This is a genomic window from Yinghuangia seranimata (assembly GCF_029953285.1).
In the GTDB taxonomy this organism is placed as follows: Bacteria; Actinomycetota; Actinomycetes; order Streptomycetales; family Streptomycetaceae; genus Yinghuangia; species Yinghuangia seranimata.
Window position 1 is genome coordinate 14,125 of the sequence record NZ_JASAOI010000009.1, and the last position, 15,870, is coordinate 29,994.

Here is a 15,870-nt window from a genome sequence, read left to right on the forward strand (position 1 = left end):
GACAGCACTACAGCACCGACTCCCCGACAGCGGTGGTCGTCCGAGGCCTGCCGATCGACCGAAGCCCACCTGTCAACCCGGCAGTTTCACCGCCACCGTCACCACCGCGCCCGGCGCGCCGTCCTCGACGGTCAGGCGGTCGGTGACCATGCGGGCCAGCCACAGCCCTCGTCCGCCGCGGCCGTCCCCGTCGACGCCCGGCGCGAGCTCGGGAATGACCGCCTCGGTGAAACCCGGGCCGGCGTCCGCGACCTGGCACTCGAGCTCACCCGCGATCCGACGCAGCCTCAACCGGCCCCGTCCACCCGCGTGTTCGACCGCGTTCGTGGCGATCTCGCTCACCGCGAAGACGAATTCGCCGCGACGCCGTGCGCCCAGCCCGGCGCGCGCCGCGTGCTCCTCGACCAGCAGGCGCAGCTGCGGGAGTTCGGCAGCCGTGAAGCTCCAGTCCAGGAGCAGCCCGGCCCGCCCGCCGTCGCGCGCCCCTTCGCCCACCCGGTCGCCGGTCAGCACCCGGCCCCCGTCTCGCTCAGCACCAGCCGGACGGTCTCACGCGCGCCGAGGTTGCGCAACAGTCCGGCCTGGAAGGGGCTGCACCGGATGTCGACGCGCGCGGGCCCGGACACCGCGGCGGCGGCGCGCAGCAGGTCCCCCGCGCAGCCGGCGGACAGGAAGTGCAGGTGCGTCAGGTCGACCGTCAGCGCGTGGCCTCGGGCCGCCGCCATCGCGACCGCGACGGCGGCGGTGAACCGCTCGCGCGTGGCCAGGTCGGCCTCACCGGCGAACCGGACCACGCCGGAGGTGTGTTCGGCGTGCAGCGCGCCGACGTACTCGAGCAGGTTGCACGGGTGGGCGCGCCGCATCGCCTCGAGCACGGCGTCGTCGAACCAGCGCCGGTCGTACGCGCAGATCTCGCTGTAGGGGCGGTCCGTGAACAGGTGGTCCGCGTGCGTCTCCCGGTCGATCATCGCGGAGACGTCCGTGCCGAGCGCCGGAACCCAGTGCATGTCGATGTACGCGCGCAGCGCCCGGTAGCCGTCGCCCACCGCGCGGTCGGTCTCCTCGACGAGCCGGGCCTGCTGCCGGGTCGCGGTGAAGTTCCTTTCCGGCTGGATGAGTTCACGCATGCTGCTCAGCACGAGCTGCCCCCGCCCGAGCGCGTCGGCGAGCTCGGGGCTGTCGGCGCCCAGCCGCGCGAGCACATCGTCACGCGGCACCCCGGGGTCGGCGAACACGATCACCCGCTCACCACCCGCGAGACCGAGCCAGGTGAACGCGGTCAGCACGTCCCAGCGCCCCTCGTCGTCGCCGTAACTGACGAACGCATGGTCGCCGGGCCGCATCCGCTGCACGGGGATCTCCGAGCCCGTGGTCGAACTCTCAGGCCGCTCAGGCATGGTGTTGGTTTCCCCACTCCCCCTGTGCCGCGCGGCGTCGGTACGGTGGCGGCACGGGTCGGAGGCTACGGCACACCACACGCGGGGCCGCACCGGTTGGCCGACGTTGGCCGAAATCAGACGATGCCGTACGAATGGTGTCGCATCCCGTCCCCGCACTGCCCGATCCGGCACGCCTCGCGAACCGGAACGCGCTCGACGCTCCGGCCCGCCCGCGCTCCGGCCGCGGGGCGGGGGCGCCCCCACCGGCGCCCCCGCCACGCGTCATCACCGCGTCACTGCCGCGTCACTGCCGCGTCACTGCCGCGTCACCGCTGTCCGGCGGCGTCGGCGGTGCGCCTGCGGTACTCCTCGACCGGCAGCCCGCCGACCCCCCAGTCCTCCATGTCCACTTCGTCGATGACCACGAAGGTCGTCGCCGGGTTCTTGTCGAGCACCTTCACCAGGAGGTCCGTCACCCCGGCGATGATCTCGGCCTTCTGCGCGGGCGTCGCGCCCTCGCGGGTGATCTTCACGTTGACGTACGGCATCAGGGACGCCCCGTCACGTAGCCGCCGTCGACGCGCAGGGCGTGGCCGGTGACGAACTCGGCGGTGGCCAGGTACACGACGGCGTCGGCGATCTCGGTCGTCTCGCCGACGCGGTTCAGCAGCGCGAGGCCGCCGTACGCGTCGACCTCGGCGGCGGCGTGCAGTGGGGTGCGGACGATGCCCGGGGCGACGAGGTTGACCCGGATCCCGTCGGCGGCCAGTTCGGCGGCGAGGCTCGTGGTGAGCGCGTGGACGCCGGCCTTGCTGACGATCGGCGCGGAGCAGGGGAACCCGGCGATCGCGTGGTCGACCAGCACGGTGCCGATGTTGACGACGCTTCCGCCGCGCCCCTGTTCGCGCATGCGGCGCACGACCGCCTGCGTCGTCAGGTACGTGCCCTTGAGGTTGCCGCCGAGGAAGCCGTCGAGCTCGGCCTCGGTGACGTCGATGAACGGCTTGGACGCGAACGTCCCGGCGTTGTTGACCAGCACGTCGACGCCGCCGAACCGCTCGACCGCGGCGCGGACCAGCGCCTCGCCGGTCGCGGCGTCGCCGATGCCGCCCGCGACCCGGGCGACCCGTTCGCCGTACCCGAGCGCCGCCGCGGCCTTCGCCAGCCGCTCCGGGTCGCGCCCGTTGAGCACCACGTTGGCGCCGCGCTCCAGGAACGCCCGGGCCACGCCCAGGCCGATCCCGCTCGACGACCCGGTGACCACCACGGTGATGTCCTTCGACACTGGAACCCCTCCTCCGTCGCGTCTGCGACCTGCCGGAGTCGGGCGGTCCGACCCGGCACGACGAACCTAGGAGCGGCTCAGTGATAACACCACGACAGACTTCGAAGCCTGCCATAATCCCTGCTTATGACAGTGGAGTTGCGGGACCTGGAACTGCTCGTCGCCACGGCCGAATCCGGCTCGCTCACGGCCGCCGCCGAGGCGCTGTACGTCAGCCAGCCCGCGCTGAGCCAGCGCCTCACCCGGCTCGAAAGCCGCCTCGGCACGCCGCTGTTCGACCGCGGCGGCCGCGGCCTGGTCCCCAACGCCGCGGGCCGCCGGCTGCTGGTGACCGCGCACCACGTCCTCAACGAACTGCGCACCGCCACCGAGGACCTGCGCGAAATGAGCGAGGGCCGCGCCCGCCGGGTGCGCTTCACCGCGCAGTGCAGCACGACCTTCCAGTGGCTCCCGCCGGTGATGCGCGCCTTCCGCGACCGCCATCCCGGCACCGAGGTCCGCTTCGAGACCGTCCCCGACGACGCGCCCGTCCCGGCGCTGCTCGCGGACCGCATCGACGTCGCCCTCGTCACCAAGCCCGACCCGCAGATGGAACGCGTCGACCTGACCCGCCTCTTCGACGACGAGATGGTCGCCGTCGTCCCCGCCGACCACCCGTGGGCGGCACTCCCCCACCTGACCGCGGGCGACTTCGCCGACGCCCACCTGATCCTCTACGACGCCTACGACCAGACCCGCATCCCGTCGACCCCGCTCCCCCTGCCCCCGGGCGCCCGCCCGGCCCGGATCACGACCATGCCGGTCATCACCGACCTCGTCATCGAGATGGTCGCGAGCGGCCAGGGCGCGACCGTTCTCCCGAACTGGGTCGCCGCCCCGTACACCGCCACCCGTGCCCTCACCCTCGTCCAGATCGGCGAGACCCCGATGACCCGCACCTGGTACCTCGCCACCCGCCACGGCCCCCGCCCACCCCACATCGACGCCTTCGCCGACGAACTGACGACGCACCTGACCCGCCCGAAGGCCTGAGCCGGCCTGCCATCGGGCGATGCCACGTCCAGGCCGCCGCCAAAACTCCCGGCCGGGTGTGTAACGTCCGTCCGCCTCCGGGCGTACTTCTGTCTCGACCTCGCGGAACCACCCGCGGGCACACGGGGGACGGGGAGCGATGCACGGTGGAGGCAGCGGGTCGGTCGGGCCGGACACGGCCGCGCCGGAACAAGGCGGCGGTGACCGACCCCAGGAGCCGCACGAGCAGTTCGACGCCTTCTACGCGTCCACCGTCCGCTGGATGGTGGCCGCCGTCTACCCGCTGACCGGCAGCCTCGCCGACGCCGAGGACGCCGTTCACGAGGCGTACGCGCGGGCCTGGTCCCGCTGGTCGACGATCGGCGACGGCGCCGACCCGGCCGGATGGGTGCGGGTGGTCGCGCAGCGGTTGGCCGTCAGCGCGTGGCGCAAGGCCCGCAACCGGCGCCGCGCGCACGAGCGCAGCGAAGCGGCGGCCACGGTGCCCGGCATCGAGCCCGACCATGTGGCGCTCGTGGCCGCGCTGCAGCGACTGCCCGTCCCGCAGCGCCGCGTCATCGTGCTGTTCCATCTGCTGGACCTGCCGGTGGAGACGGTCGCCCGCGAAATGGGCTGCTCGGAAGGCGCTGTACGCGTGCGCCTGACGCGCGCCCGCCAAGCCCTGGCGCGGGCCCTCGGCAATGTGGACGCCCCGCCCGAAGCGGCCCCGACCACCGGATTGGAGGCGTGATCCCCCATGACCACCGAACTCGACCGGACGCTCCACGCGTTGCGCGACCTGACCGCCGCCGCGGCGCGCCCGGAGCCGGCGTCCGCACTGCGCGTCCGCGGCGCCCGACTGCGCCGCCGCCGCCACGCGACCCGGATCGCGGCCGCCGCCGTGACGCTGGGACTGCTCGGCACCGCGGCATGGGCCTGGCCCGACGGGGCACCGGCCCAGCGCACGCGCCCGCCCGTCGGCGCCCCGGCGGTACTGACCGGGGACGACCTGCCGCCGCTGCGGGACGGCATCACCTGGACGCCGAGGCAGCCGCAGTCCGGCAAGGCCGGCGACAGCGTCTCGGCACTCGCCGTCACCTGCCTCGGCGAACTGATCGGCCCCTCCGCGCTGCGCAACCCGCTGGTGGGCCCCGATGTCCCGTACATGTCCACCGGCTTCGACACGTCGAACCGGACCGCGAGGGGGCGATTCGGCGGCAGCATGGTCGAGCTGGTCCTGCACATGTCCGACGACGCGGCGGCCGAGGCGCTCGTCGCCGACCTGGCGGCGCGCATGGGCGACTGCACGACCCGGGAGCCCACCTTCCACGGGACGCTCGACGACCGGCACCCGGAACTGCCCTGGTGGAGCTGGTCCTACCCGAGGGATCCCCGCATCGTCCCGTCCTTCGACACGCAGGGATTCCAAGGGTTCGCCCGCTCCGGCCGCACTGTGGTGGTCCTCGAGTACGAAGGCACCGTCCAGCCGCCCCCGGCGTTCACCGTCGAGCACCTGCGCACCGCCCTCGCCCGCGCCGTCGCGGGCGGCTGATCCGTCAGCAGGTCCCGGCGGTCCACGTGATCATCGGGGGTCGGACGGAGGCGCACAGCGGGGCACCCCGGCCGTCGGTCAGGCCGAGGCGGCCGACCAGGAGGCCGGTGTCGACCGCGGCGGCGAGGACGTCGGCCGGGACGCCGCCGTCCAGCCAGAGCTTGGCGCGGCGGAACATCGTGACGGTTCCGGCGTCGTCGAGGGAGCCCCAGGACAGGTAGACGAAGCGGCCGCCCGGGCGGCCCTGGACGTAGGGGCCCTTCAGGTCGAGGCCGGCGTCGACGGGGGTGGCGGTGCACTCCAGGGCCCAGGACGCGGAGGCGGCGTCGCCCGGGGTGAGGCCCAGCAGTTCGGTCGGGCGTTCGCGGCGCTGCACCGCGACGTGGATGTTGTCGTAGCCGGGGAATCCGGGGGCCGGCGGGCAGGCGGTGCCGGGGAGGTCGACGGCGTCGATGCGCAGCTCGATCATCCGGCCATCGTGACAGGGCGGACCGTCGTCAAGGCTTCTTCTCCGGCGCGTGCCGCGCGGCCGTGCGGGTCGTCATCGCCTCCGCGGTGGCAAGCAGTTCGGGGACGGTCCCGGCGAAGTCGGGCAGCATTTCGGCGGCCGCGGCCCAGACGTCGGGCACACGCAGGTGGCGGCTCACCAGGTCGACCAGCACGGGCCGGGCGTCGATGAGCGTGTGCGGGACCGCGTACAGCGTGCCGAGGACGCGCTGCGCGTTGTGGCCCTGGGTCAGGACTTCCGCGGCGGTGACGGTGCCGCTGCGGAAGCTCCCCTACCCGCACGACCGTTCGCCCGGCGCCGAAGCGTCCGCGCCCCACGATGGCGGCATGACCTCGACCCGGCCGGCCCCGCACCGCGTGATCACGCCGAGCATCCTGTACTTCGGCACGCCCGTCGTCGTTCTCTCCACCCTGAACGCCGACGGCAGCGCGAACCTCGCCCCGGTTTCGTCGGCGTGGGCGCTGGCCGACGTGTTCGTCCTCGGCCTCGGCGCGGACGGGCACACGGTGCGCAACCTGCGGGCCCGCCCCGAGCTGGTGCTGAACTTCCCCGCCCCGCACCAGTGGCCGCAGGTGGAGGCGCTCGCCCTGCTGACCGGCGCGGACCCGGTGCCACCGGGCAAGCCCGCCGGATGCCGGTACGAGCCGGACAAGTTCGGGGCGGCGGGGTGGCGGCCCCTCCGGTCCGAGCTCGTCGGGCCGCCGCGGGTCCTGGAGTGCCCGGTGCACGTCGAGGGGTTCGCCACCGACCTGCGGCCGGACGCGACGGGTCAGTTCGTGGTCGTCGAGGCCCGCACGCTGCGGGTGCACGCCGATCCGGCGATCGTGGTCGGGGACACGTCGCACATCGACACGGCCGCGTGGAGTCCGCTGGTCTACAACTTCCGGCACTACTTCGGCCTGGGGCCCCGGCTGGGCAAGGCCAAACGCGCCGAGAACTGAGCCCCGCCACCGCACCGGTCACGCGTACAGGCTGCGCCCTCCGTCCACGAGGATGCGCTGCCCGGTGATGAACCCGGCCTCCACCGACGCCAGGAAGCTCACCGCGTGCGCGACGTCGTCGGGCGTGCCCATACGACCGATCGGCACGGTGGACAGGTACGCGGCGCACTCCCCGGCCGGGACGTCCGCGTGCCGCTCCACCGGCACGAAGCCCGGCGCCACCGTGTTGACGGTGATGCCGTCCGGCGCCAGTTCGCGGGCCCAGCTGCGGGTCAGGCCGATCTGCGCCGACTTGGCGGTCGCGTACGCGGAACGCCCGGGCGGCGGCCGGTCGGCGACCTCCGAGTCGATCTGCACGATGCGGCCGTGCCGGCGTTCGCGCATGCCGGGGATCACGGCCTGGCCGAGGAAGACCGGGCTCTTGACGAAGAAGTCGAGCTGCGCGAGGTGGTCGTCCCATCCGACGTCGGCGAGCGGGGCCTCCGGCTGCGGCCCGGTCGCGTTCAGCACGAGCACGTCGACGGCGCCGAAGGTGGACCGGACGGCGGCGACCATGCGGCCGGCCTGGCGGTGGTCGGTGACGTCCGCCGCGAACGCCTCGGCCGTGCCGCCGTCGGCGCGGATGTCGCGGGCGACGCGCCGCAGCTGCGTGTCGTCGTGCAGCGCGTTGACGGCGACCGCCAGGCCGTCCAGGGCGAGCCGCCGGGCTATCGCGCCGCCGAGGCCGCGCGAACTGCCGGTCACGAGCGCGACGCGCGGGCGGGGCCCGGTGGACGGCGGGGGTGGTGCGGGCGGTACGGGCGGTGCGGTCATCGGGAACCTCCCCCGTGATGTGCGGACAGGCGACTCGTGGTCGCGAACACGGCAGCGGCGCCGGGAGATCCACGAGCGACTCCGCTCCACGATCCACTGCCAGGAGTCCAGCGTGCTGCGTTCGTCGCGGTCGCGCAGCAGTTCCCGGCCAGGTCGGGTGCGGCGGCGCACAACACAAGGCAGGACCTCTCCGCGCGCTCCGCGTCGCCGACGCGGTTGCGGCCGAGAGGTCCTGCCTGTCACCACCGATACGAGCCGAAGCCCCCTGACTCAGGGCCGGCGCACGGCCGCGGGGCGCCGGTCCGCCGTGTACGCCCAGGGACGGACCGCTTCGACGGCCGCCCCGACGCGGAAGACGGTCTCGTCGTCGTACGTCTTGGCGGCGATCTGCACGCCGGTCGGCACGCCGTTCGACGCGAAGCCCGACGGCACCGCCAGCACCGGGACCCGGCTGCAGATGTTGAACGGCGGCGTGAGCGCGGCATCCAGGTAGAAGTCGAGTTCCACGCCGTCCACCACGACTTTGGTCTCCGTGTACTCGTCGTCGGCCAGGAACGCGGGGATCGACGTCGTCGGGCAGATGAGCGCGTCGAACCGGTCGAGGATCTCGCCGAGTTCGGCATAGATCTCGCCCTCCAGGACAAGCCCTTCCGCGAACGTCGTCGTCTCGGCGGCGGCCTTCTCGGAGAACGCCCTCAGGTAGGGGTTGACCAGGTCCGGCGCGGCCGCGACGGCGTCGCCGGCCTCCGCGCCCATGACCGCCGCGAAGTGCGCCATGAGCGCTCGGTTGATGGTTTTACGGGTCCAGCCGAGCTCGACCTCCTCGACGATCGCGCCGGCCGTGCGCAGTGCCTCCGCGACCGCACGCGTGTTGGCCGCGACCTCGGGGTCGACGGGATGGTCGCCGAGGGTGACGCTGAGCGCGATGCGCAGGCCCTCGACGCCGCGGGCGCCCTCGTACGTCTCGGGCAGCACGAGCTTGGGGCGCAGCGAGACGACGTCGCCCTTCCACGGCCCCGCGATGACGTTCTCGAGGAGCGCGCAGTCGGCGACGGTGCGGGCCATCGGGCCGTCGTGGCAGAACTGGTCGAGGCTGTACGGCGGCATGGCCGGCACGCGGCCGAACGGCGGCTTGAACCCGACCACGCCGTTGAACGACGCCGGGATGCGGATGGAGCCGCCGATGTCGGAGCCGGTGGCCAGCGGTGCGTAGCCCGCGGCCAGCGCGGCGCCCGACCCGCCGGAGGAACCACCGCACGAGTACTCCGGGTTCCACGGGTTGCGGGTGACGCCCCACAGCTTGGAGTGGGTGAACCCGGCGGCGCAGAACTCCGGTGTGCTGGTGCGCACGTGGACGATGCCGCCCGCGGCGGCGATCCGCTGGATCACCGGGTGGGTGGCGGTGGCGACGTCGCCCGCGTGCAGCAGCGACCCGAGCTGGTGCGGATGCCCCTCGATGGGGTGTTCCTCCTTGGCGGCGACGGGCAGGCCTTCGAGCGGGCGTATGTCACCGCCGCCCTTGCCCAGGTAGCGCCGCTCGGCTTCGCGGGCGGCCTCGAACGCCTGCTCTTCGAGGCGTTCCACGACGGCGTTGACGACCGGTTCGGCCGCCGCGGCCTGGTCGAGGACCGCCGTGAGCAGTTCGACGGGCGACAGCTCACGCCGACGGAACGCGGCGAGCGCGTCTGTCGCGGACAGGTAGGCGAGTTCGGAGGTCGAGTCAGCGGACACTGTGGTGCTCCTTGCTCAGTGGGCTGCGAAGACCTGCACGCCCTCGACGTGGGTGCGCAGTACGCGCGTCGTGCAGAGCTCCTCGGGCGGCCCGGTGGCGACGCGCGGTGCGTTGACGAGAGGAGTGAAAACCCGGCGCAATGCCGCTGTCAACATCGATGCGGGGAGTGCCTGCTGCGCGTGTAAACGCCTTTGAGCTGCGGGAAAGTTCTTTCATCGCGAGCGGACGCATCGCCGTTGACAACAGTGATGTCATAAGGACACAGTGCTTGATCACGCCGTCTCGGTACACGTCGAAGCTTTGGTGGTCGTCCCTCCGGTGCAACCGGGGCCTGTCCCGCTCCCGCGCCATCGGGAATCTCCGCCTTCCTTCACTCGTTCGCCGTAGTGAGCGCCGGAGGAGGCCGCCATGACCCAGGACCGCACCAGCCGCGCCGACCGTGAGCGGGAGCAAGCCCGCGCGGACGCCCTCGCCCAGGCCCGGGCCCGCCACCAGGCAGCCCGCGCCACCGCCGCCCGCGGCGACGACGCGCTGGACCCGGGCACCGCCGCCGGATCACGGTTCGCGGAGCTGCCGGCCCGCGTGGCCCCCGACCAGGTGATCGCCGAGACCCCCGCGTCCCCGCCGGCCTCGCCGGACATGGGCCGCGACGCCGAGCGCGACTGGATGCTGCGCTACACGCCGTAACCCGCACGCGCCGCCGACTGGCAGCACACGGGGCGCCGGGTGAAGGTGGTCTGGAGCGAACGCCTGTGCGCAAGTCCCGTCCCGGCAGGGCCGTTTCCCGGACACGGCCGGAAAACGCGGGACCGCGCGCGGGTGATCCGACCGGCCTAGGGTGGCCGTTCGGACGACACCACGGCGCCCGGCCCCGGCCGCCGCCAGATCGGAGAACCGCATGACCGCCGCACAGATCCCGGGGATCGACCCCACCGTCCCGCCGAGCGGCGACGGGTGCGCCGAATGCCTCGGGACCGACGGGTGGTGGCTGCACCTGCGGCGGTGCGCCCAGTGCGGGCACGTCGGATGCTGCGACTCGTCGCCGGCGCAGCACGCGTCCGGGCACGCGAAGAGCTCGGGCCACCCGTTCTTCGCGAGCTTCGAGCCGGGCGAGACGTGGCTGTGGAACGCCGAGACGGAGGAGTTCTACGAGTGCCCGCCGCTCGCGCCGCCGACGGCCCACCCGGTGACGCAGCCGACGCCGGGTCCGGCGGGCAAGGTGCCGGCGAACTGGCAGGAACTGCTGCACTGACGGCGCCCGCGCACGCGTACGCACGACGCCCACACGATCGACTTGTGAGGACTTGCCGACGCCCCGCAGAGGCATTCGGCGACACCCGCTGCGGCCCCTCTCGTTAGACCGTCCGTGGATGTCTGGGATGTTGTCGCGTTCGGGCCGGTCGGCGCGCTCGAACAGCTGCGCACGTTCGTCGACGCGTCGGGTGCCCCGGTCGAGGCCGACCGGGTGACGCCCTCCGCCGACGACCCGACGCGCGGCACCTGGTGCGTACGGATCGCCTCACCCGACGCTGCGGCCCCGCCCGAGCCGCCGCCCCGCCCCCGCGCCCGCCACATGGCCCGGCGCGGGGTCCTCGCCTCGCTGGCCGCCCCGCTGCGCTCGGTCCTGCGCCCGCCCAAGCGCGGCGCGACGCCGGGCCGACACCGTTCCAAACCGGGCCGCTGACCGCCGTGTCAGCTTCTGTCCTTTTCGTGGCAGGCGGTCTTCCGGAACTCGGCGACCGAGGTGACACCGAACTCGCCGGGCGTCACCGCACCCCGGTAACGGACCTGATCGGGTGTCATCGCCGCGAGGTCCTCGAGGCTGAACTCCACGGCACCGGCCGACCACTTGTTGTCGTGCGTCGCCCCGTACACCCGGTACGCCGTGCCGGGCCGCAGGTCGACGAGCGGTGTCGTGAGCCGCCAGTGGCCGTCGCCCGCGAGCGGCCACGAGGTGAAGTCCTTCACCGGACCGTCGTGCTCCCACGCGATGTGGGGTGCCTTGGTGTCCTCGGGCTCGTGCAGCACCGAGCTGTCGATGCGTCCGCCCTTGCAGACGACGATCATGACCACCGGTGTGCCGTCGGCCGCGACGCTGATCCCGGTCACGCCGCGCACCGGCACCGTGCACCCCGACAGCGGCAGGCAGGCCAACCCCACCGCGAACGCCGTCACCACCGCACGTCCCAGCCTTCGCCCCATGGCGACCCCCACCTCCCAAACGCCCGGTAGCGGAACGCTATCGGGGCATCGGGCGGACGAACCGGCGGCGTTGGCAAGGCGAGACCAACCGGCGACGAGACCGTGATGACCGAGCGGAGCGGCGCATCGACACGTGCCGTCAGGGCCTCGCCTCGGCCACCACGCCCAGGGCCGCGCGCAGTTCGGCGGCGTGGTCCGCCGCCCACGTGGCGAAGGTGCGGGCCGGACGCCCTGTGATCCGTTCCAGCGTCGGCAGCGGCCGCTCCGGGTCGGTCACGCGCGCGGCCTGGTGGTCCAGCACCGGGTCGACGACCTGCGGGGGCCAGCCGGTGGCGAGCATCCGGGCGCGGGCCTCGGCGCGGGTCAGTTCGTGCCAGGCGAGCTCCCGGTCGACCGCCTCGGCCAGGGCCGCGAGTTGGGCGGTCTGGGTCAACGCGGCGGGCCCGGTGAGGACGTGCCGGGCGCCGTCATGGCCGAGGCCGGTCAGGGCGAGGGCGGCCACGTCGGCGAGGTCGGCCTCGTGGATCGGGGCCGTGGCGGCCTGGCCGTACGCGCCGTGCACCTCGCCCGTCGCGCGCAGTTCGGGCAGCCAGCGCAGCGCGTTCGCCATGAAGCCGTGCGGGCGCAGGAACGTCCAGTGCGGCACGGCCTGTTCGACGAGCCGCTCGACGGTCCCGTCCGGGCGGCCGGGGTGGGTGTCGGCGACGGCGGACGACAGATAGACGACGCGGTCGACGTGCGCGGCCAGCGCGGCGACGAGCTTGTCGGCGCCGTCCGCGACGGCGAACGGCCAGACCAGGAACGCCGCCGAGGCCCCGTCGGCCGCCGCCGCGACGGTCTCGGGCGCGGACAGGTCGCCGCGTACCGCCTCGACGCCGTCCGGCAGCCCGGCGGTGTCCGGGTCGCGGACGAGCGCGCGGACGCGGTGGCCGTCGGCGAGCAGCCGCGCGGCGAGCGGGCGGCCGACGGTCCCGGTGGCGCCGGTGACGAGGATGGGACGGGTCGAGGGCATGCGGAACTCCGGTGGTGTCTCGTGCTGGTCAGTCGCTCTGACGTCTTCGACCGTAAGGCCGCAGTACGAGACGCCCTATACCCGAAGATCTCGGAAAACTGCGCGATCGTCTCATCGGAAGCGGCTGCGGCTAGGGTTCCGCGCATGGACGTGCTCAGCGACATCATCACGGCGATGCGGACCGGCGAGCCGCGGGCCGCACGCGTCGAGTGGTTCGCGCCCTGGGGGCAGCGCTTCCGGCAGGGGCCGGGCGCGGGGTTCATCGTGGTCGTCGAAGGCCCGTGCGTGTTGCTGACCAACGGCGATCCGCCGCGCCGACTCGGGGTCGGCGACGTGGTGTTCATGCCACACGGCGGCGGGCACGCGCTCGCCGACAGCGCGTCGAGCCCGCTGGCCGAACCGTCCTGCGGCCCGACCGGCGCCGCGGAACGGAACACCGGAACCGACACCTACGACGGCGAAGGCGTCGGCGTCGGCACCGTCAACGGTGACGACGGCCGTCCCCGCTTCGAGACCCGCTACGCCGCCCCGCCCGTCGGCCGACGCCCCGACCCGGCCGGGCCCGCCGCCACCACGGTGACGTTGTGCGGCGCGTACCACCTCGACCGCACGCACGCGCATCCGCTGCTGGACGCCCTGCCCGCCGTCGTCCACCTGCCCGCCCGCCTCGGCACGCCGCGCCCCGAACTGCGGGCCGCGGTCGACCTGTTGGCCGCCGAGCTCGACGCTCCGCGCTCAGGTGCGGACGTGGTCGTCCCGGCGCTGCTGGACACGCTGCTCGTCTACGTCCTGCGCGCCTGGTTCGCGGCCGCGCCGTCCGCGTCCGCGGAGGCCGCCGGCTGGGCCGCGGCGCTCACCGACCCGGTGGTGGCCGCCGCGTTGGACGCCCTGCACCACGAGCCCGGGCGCCCCTGGACGGTCGAGTCCCTGGGCGCCCGGGCGGGCCTGTCTCGTGCGGCGTTCGCGCGCCGGTTCACCGGTCTGGTGGGCCGGCCTCCGCTGGCGTATCTGACGTGGTGGCGGATGACGTTGGCCGCGCGCCTGCTGCGCGATTCGGCCGCTCCGCTCTCATCGGTCGCCGAACAGGTCGGCTACACCTCGGAGTTCGCGTTCGCCACCGCGTTCAAACGCCAGTTCGGCCAGGCTCCTGGCCGCTACCGTAGGGGCGCGTGATCAGTTCCATGCCGTGCCCCGACGGGTCCATGAAGTAGACGCCGCGGCCGCCGTCGTTGTGGTTGATCATGCCGACCCGGGTCCGCATCGGGTCGGCGAAGTACTCGACGCCGCCGTCCTGGATCCTGCCGAACGCCGCGTCGAACTCGGCCTCGGAGATCAGGAAGGCGTAGTGCTGCGGGGCGACCTCGCCGCCGCGCAGCGTCGCGTAGTCGAGGGTGACCCCGTTGGAGAGTTCGACCGGGGTGAACGGGCCCCAGTCGGCACCGACCTCGAGGCCGAGGACGTCCGCCAGGAAGCGGGCGGATTCGTGCCTGTCACGTGCGTAAACGATGGTGTGGTTGAGCTCGACTGCCATGCGGGAGTGCCTCCATCAGGCATCTCACGGCGCCTCCATGCCTCACCCGGTCGGTGACCGACACGCGATGCCGTCCCGATGATCTTATCGGGCACACCGGACACCCCGCCGGGACCGGCCGCCGCGGAGTGCGGCCGGGGCCAGGCGTGGTGACCGCCCGTCAGACGCCGGGGCGGACCGGCGTTCCGCGAGGTCCGGCGGGGAGCGCCGGGCCTCACTTGAACGCGGGCGCGTTCTCCTCGGCCCACCGCGCGAACGAGCGCGGCGCGCGGCCGAGGATCGCCTCGACGCTCGGGCTGACGCGCCGCTCGTCGTCGGTCGGCGTGCCGAGGATTTCGAGCGTGTCGTCCGCGACCTGCTCCGGCATGACGTTGAGCAGCATCGCGCGGGCCTGCTCGCGGGTCAGTTCGACGAACGCGACGGGCTCGCCGACCGCCGCCTCGATCGCGGCGACCTGCTCGCGCGGCGAGACGGCCGCGGGGCCGGTGAGCACATAGGTGGCACTCGCGTGCCCGGGCTTGACCAGCACCTCGGCGGCGACCTCGCCGATGTCGGCGGGGTGGACCACCGGCAGCGCGACGTCGGCGAACGGCGCGGCGGCGGTGCGGGTGGTGCGTACGGCCTCGGCCCACTGGTAGGCGTTGGTCGCGAAGCCGGTCGGCCGCAGGATGGTCCACTCCAGCCCGGACGCGCGCACGGCCTCCTCGAACGCGCGGGGGTGCCGGTAGCCGTTGGGGCGCGTGCCCGTGCCCTGCGACGTCAGGAGGACGACGCGGCGCACGCCGGCGGCCTTCGCGGCGGCCAGGATCCCGGCCGGGTCGTCGCCCGCGACGAGCAGGAAGAGCGCGTCGGCGCCGGCGAACGCGGCCTCCAGCGCGGCGGGGTCGGCGAGGTCGGCTTGCACGTGCCGGACGCCGGGCGGTGTGTCGAGCGGCATGCCGCCGGCGCCCTGCGCGCCGCGCCGCGACACCGCGGTGACCTGCTCGCCCGCGGCGGCCAGCGCCGCGACGACCACACGACCGACGTTTCCTGTAGCACCCGTGACCACGATCATGACTGTCCCCTTCCAGGGTTCTCATTGGTTCTTGCCGCTCTCGGCGAGTGAGTTAGTTAGCTGACTGACTCACTGGGAAGACCATAGCCATCCCAGGCGACCGCCGTCTAGACTTTTAGTCAGACGACTAACTCAGAGATTTTCGGGAGGCCCGGCGGTGGCGGAGAAGGCGGCGCAGAAGACCGCGAAGCGCGGCGGCGGCAAGCGGGAGCGCCTCGCGGCCGCCGCCGTGCGTGTCCTGCACGAGCAGGGCGTGGAGAAGACCACGCTCGCGGACATCGCCAAGGTGGCCGACGTTCCGGTCGGCAACGTCTACTACTACTTCAAGACCAAGGACGACCTGGTCGCCGCCGCGATCGGCGAGCACGACCGGCAGCTCACCGAGCTCATCGCCGCGCTGGAACAGCTGCCGACCCCGCAGGACCGGCTCAAGGCCCTGGTCCAGGGCTGGGCCGACCAGCGGGACACCGCCGCGCGCTTCGGCTGCCCGTTCGGCACGCTGTCCTCCGAGCTCGACAAGCGCGACGACGGCGACGCGGGCCTGGACCGCACCGCCGCCACGGTCATGACCCGGCTGCTCGGGTGGATCGAGGAGCAGTTCCGCGAGCTGGCCCCGGAGCAGGACCCGCGCGGGAACGCCGTGGCGCTGCTGTCCGCGTACCAGGGCATGTCGCTGCTGACCAACACCTTCCGCGACCCGCAGCTGATGCTCGACCAGGGCTCCCGCCTGACCGCCTGGATCGACAGCCTGACCTGAACACCGTTGCTTTGACGGCAATTGAGTCCCAGCAACCCCGGCCTTTCGGCCAAGATGGTTCGTGACGGTGTCACTGGAGCGCGGATTGCGCTC

General features: G+C 73.5%; 21 protein-coding genes. 9 read left to right on the forward strand and 12 right to left on the reverse strand.

Annotation, left to right across the window (positions count from 1 at the left end; genetic code table 11):
* Window positions 1-72: 72 nt before the first annotated feature.
* The 4 genes from QI554_RS06205 to QI554_RS06220 form a co-directional block, all read right to left on the reverse strand.
* Entirely contained in the window at window positions 73-513 is a 441-nt protein-coding gene (locus QI554_RS06205; protein WP_425527922.1) for an ATP-binding protein, read from the reverse strand.
* A complete protein-coding gene (locus QI554_RS06210) occupies window positions 507-1,397 on the reverse strand; it encodes an MEDS domain-containing protein (RefSeq protein WP_281466747.1) in 891 nt (296 codons plus the stop codon). Before QI554_RS06210 ends, QI554_RS06205 begins: the two co-directional genes overlap by 7 nt.
* A gap of 308 nt (window positions 1,398-1,705) precedes the next feature.
* On the reverse strand, window positions 1,706-1,927 hold the full coding sequence (locus QI554_RS06215; protein WP_281466749.1) for a tautomerase family protein: 222 nt from the start codon (window positions 1,925-1,927) through the stop codon (window positions 1,706-1,708).
* Window positions 1,927-2,664 carry an SDR family NAD(P)-dependent oxidoreductase gene (locus tag QI554_RS06220; protein ID WP_281466751.1) on the reverse strand — a complete coding sequence of 246 codons (738 nt, stop codon included), beginning with the start codon at window positions 2,662-2,664 and terminating at the stop codon, window positions 1,927-1,929. Before QI554_RS06220 ends, QI554_RS06215 begins: the two co-directional genes overlap by 1 nt.
* A 126-nt stretch (window positions 2,665-2,790) precedes the next feature.
* Here QI554_RS06220 and QI554_RS06225 point away from each other — a divergent pair, with 126 nt between their 5' ends.
* The 3 genes from QI554_RS06225 (at window position 2,791) to QI554_RS06235 (ending at window position 5,227) form a co-directional block, all read left to right on the forward strand.
* Window positions 2,791-3,696: a LysR family transcriptional regulator gene (locus QI554_RS06225; RefSeq protein ID WP_281466753.1), complete on the forward strand. Its 906-nt coding sequence runs from the start codon at window positions 2,791-2,793 to the stop codon at window positions 3,694-3,696.
* A 139-nt stretch (window positions 3,697-3,835) separates the two neighbouring features.
* A complete protein-coding gene (locus QI554_RS06230) occupies window positions 3,836-4,426 on the forward strand; it encodes an RNA polymerase sigma factor (RefSeq protein ID WP_281466755.1) in 591 nt (196 codons plus the stop codon).
* Window positions 4,427-4,432: 6 nt separating this feature from the next.
* A complete protein-coding gene (locus QI554_RS06235; RefSeq protein WP_281466757.1) occupies window positions 4,433-5,227 on the forward strand; it encodes a hypothetical protein in 795 nt (264 codons plus the stop codon).
* 4 nt (window positions 5,228-5,231) lie between these two features.
* Here QI554_RS06235 and QI554_RS06240 read toward each other — a convergent pair whose 3' ends face one another.
* Window positions 5,232-5,696: a DUF5990 family protein gene (locus QI554_RS06240; RefSeq protein ID WP_281466759.1), complete on the reverse strand. Its 465-nt coding sequence runs from the start codon at window positions 5,694-5,696 to the stop codon at window positions 5,232-5,234.
* 28 nt (window positions 5,697-5,724) lie between these two features.
* Window positions 5,725-5,889: a hypothetical protein gene (locus QI554_RS06245; RefSeq protein ID WP_281466761.1), complete on the reverse strand. Its 165-nt coding sequence runs from the start codon at window positions 5,887-5,889 to the stop codon at window positions 5,725-5,727.
* Between the two features lie 172 nt (window positions 5,890-6,061).
* Here QI554_RS06245 and QI554_RS06250 point away from each other — a divergent pair, with 172 nt between their 5' ends.
* Entirely contained in the window at window positions 6,062-6,676 is a 615-nt protein-coding gene (locus QI554_RS06250; protein WP_281466763.1) for a flavin reductase family protein, read from the forward strand.
* A gap of 18 nt (window positions 6,677-6,694) precedes the next feature.
* On the opposite strand, the gene QI554_RS06255 is transcribed toward QI554_RS06250, so the two are convergent.
* The gene (locus tag QI554_RS06255) at window positions 6,695-7,489 is read right to left on the reverse strand and encodes an SDR family NAD(P)-dependent oxidoreductase (RefSeq protein WP_281466765.1); all 795 of its coding nucleotides are present in this window, start codon (window positions 7,487-7,489) and stop codon (window positions 6,695-6,697) included.
* 270 nt (window positions 7,490-7,759) lie between these two features.
* Window positions 7,760-9,220: an amidase gene (locus QI554_RS06260; RefSeq protein ID WP_281466767.1), complete on the reverse strand. Its 1,461-nt coding sequence runs from the start codon at window positions 9,218-9,220 to the stop codon at window positions 7,760-7,762.
* 409 nt (window positions 9,221-9,629) lie between these two features.
* Between QI554_RS06260 and QI554_RS06265 the strand changes: the two genes are divergently transcribed.
* The 3 genes from QI554_RS06265 to QI554_RS06275 all read left to right on the forward strand — a co-directional run bounded on the left by QI554_RS06265 (window position 9,630) and on the right by QI554_RS06275 (window position 10,905).
* Window positions 9,630-9,908, forward strand: coding sequence for a hypothetical protein (locus QI554_RS06265; RefSeq protein WP_281466769.1), 279 nt, complete (start codon window positions 9,630-9,632; stop codon window positions 9,906-9,908).
* Window positions 9,909-10,119: 211 nt separating this feature from the next.
* On the forward strand, window positions 10,120-10,473 hold the full coding sequence (locus tag QI554_RS06270) for a UBP-type zinc finger domain-containing protein (RefSeq protein WP_281466771.1): 354 nt from the start codon (window positions 10,120-10,122) through the stop codon (window positions 10,471-10,473).
* A gap of 114 nt (window positions 10,474-10,587) precedes the next feature.
* Window positions 10,588-10,905 carry a hypothetical protein gene (locus QI554_RS06275; RefSeq protein WP_281466773.1) on the forward strand — a complete coding sequence of 106 codons (318 nt, stop codon included), beginning with the start codon at window positions 10,588-10,590 and terminating at the stop codon, window positions 10,903-10,905.
* 8 nt (window positions 10,906-10,913) lie between these two features.
* Here QI554_RS06275 and QI554_RS06280 read toward each other — a convergent pair whose 3' ends face one another.
* Both QI554_RS06280 and QI554_RS06285 read right to left on the reverse strand, forming a co-directional pair.
* Window positions 10,914-11,423 (reverse strand): hypothetical protein, encoded by a 510-nt coding sequence (locus QI554_RS06280; RefSeq protein ID WP_281466775.1) that lies wholly within the window; start codon window positions 11,421-11,423, stop codon window positions 10,914-10,916.
* 139 nt (window positions 11,424-11,562) lie between these two features.
* Window positions 11,563-12,435 carry an NAD(P)H-binding protein gene (locus QI554_RS06285; protein ID WP_281466777.1) on the reverse strand — a complete coding sequence of 291 codons (873 nt, stop codon included), beginning with the start codon at window positions 12,433-12,435 and terminating at the stop codon, window positions 11,563-11,565.
* 144 nt (window positions 12,436-12,579) lie between these two features.
* On the opposite strand from QI554_RS06285, the gene QI554_RS06290 reads away from it, so the two are divergent.
* Window positions 12,580-13,608: an AraC family transcriptional regulator gene (locus QI554_RS06290; RefSeq protein ID WP_281466779.1), complete on the forward strand. Its 1,029-nt coding sequence runs from the start codon at window positions 12,580-12,582 to the stop codon at window positions 13,606-13,608.
* Here the strand turns inward: QI554_RS06290 and QI554_RS06295 are convergent.
* Together QI554_RS06295 and QI554_RS06300 are read right to left on the reverse strand one after the other, a co-directional pair.
* Entirely contained in the window at window positions 13,559-13,966 is a 408-nt protein-coding gene (locus QI554_RS06295) for a VOC family protein (RefSeq protein ID WP_281466781.1), read from the reverse strand. The genes QI554_RS06290 and QI554_RS06295 overlap by 50 nt on opposite strands.
* 214 nt (window positions 13,967-14,180) lie before the next feature.
* Complete coding sequence (locus tag QI554_RS06300) at window positions 14,181-15,020, reverse strand: SDR family oxidoreductase (RefSeq protein ID WP_281466783.1); 840 nt, start codon at window positions 15,018-15,020, stop codon at window positions 14,181-14,183.
* 157 nt (window positions 15,021-15,177) lie between these two features.
* On the opposite strand from QI554_RS06300, the gene QI554_RS06305 reads away from it, so the two are divergent.
* Complete coding sequence (locus tag QI554_RS06305) at window positions 15,178-15,777, forward strand: TetR/AcrR family transcriptional regulator (protein ID WP_281466785.1); 600 nt, start codon at window positions 15,178-15,180, stop codon at window positions 15,775-15,777.
* Window positions 15,778-15,870: the final 93 nt, after the last annotated feature.

Coding starts and splice junctions, on each gene's coding strand:
- QI554_RS06280 (WP_281466775.1), bottom strand. CDS start 11,423: ATGGGGCGAAGGCTGGGACGTGCGGTGGTGACGGCGTTCGCGGTGGGG.
- QI554_RS06210 (WP_281466747.1), bottom strand. CDS start 1,397: ATGCCTGAGCGGCCTGAGAGTTCGACCACGGGCTCGGAGATCCCCGTG.
- QI554_RS06255 (WP_281466765.1), bottom strand. CDS start 7,489: ATGACCGCACCGCCCGTACCGCCCGCACCACCCCCGCCGTCCACCGGG.
- QI554_RS06300 (WP_281466783.1), bottom strand. CDS start 15,020: ATGATCGTGGTCACGGGTGCTACAGGAAACGTCGGTCGTGTGGTCGTC.
- QI554_RS06265 (WP_281466769.1), top strand. CDS start 9,630: ATGACCCAGGACCGCACCAGCCGCGCCGACCGTGAGCGGGAGCAAGCC.
- QI554_RS06235 (WP_281466757.1), top strand. CDS start 4,433: ATGACCACCGAACTCGACCGGACGCTCCACGCGTTGCGCGACCTGACC.
- QI554_RS06230 (WP_281466755.1), top strand. CDS start 3,836: ATGCACGGTGGAGGCAGCGGGTCGGTCGGGCCGGACACGGCCGCGCCG.
- QI554_RS06295 (WP_281466781.1), bottom strand. CDS start 13,966: ATGGCAGTCGAGCTCAACCACACCATCGTTTACGCACGTGACAGGCAC.
- QI554_RS06225 (WP_281466753.1), top strand. CDS start 2,791: ATGACAGTGGAGTTGCGGGACCTGGAACTGCTCGTCGCCACGGCCGAA.
- QI554_RS06240 (WP_281466759.1), bottom strand. CDS start 5,696: ATGATCGAGCTGCGCATCGACGCCGTCGACCTCCCCGGCACCGCCTGC.
- QI554_RS06215 (WP_281466749.1), bottom strand. CDS start 1,927: ATGCCGTACGTCAACGTGAAGATCACCCGCGAGGGCGCGACGCCCGCG.
- QI554_RS06250 (WP_281466763.1), top strand. CDS start 6,062: ATGACCTCGACCCGGCCGGCCCCGCACCGCGTGATCACGCCGAGCATC.
- QI554_RS06290 (WP_281466779.1), top strand. CDS start 12,580: ATGGACGTGCTCAGCGACATCATCACGGCGATGCGGACCGGCGAGCCG.
- QI554_RS06270 (WP_281466771.1), top strand. CDS start 10,120: ATGACCGCCGCACAGATCCCGGGGATCGACCCCACCGTCCCGCCGAGC.
- QI554_RS06285 (WP_281466777.1), bottom strand. CDS start 12,435: ATGCCCTCGACCCGTCCCATCCTCGTCACCGGCGCCACCGGGACCGTC.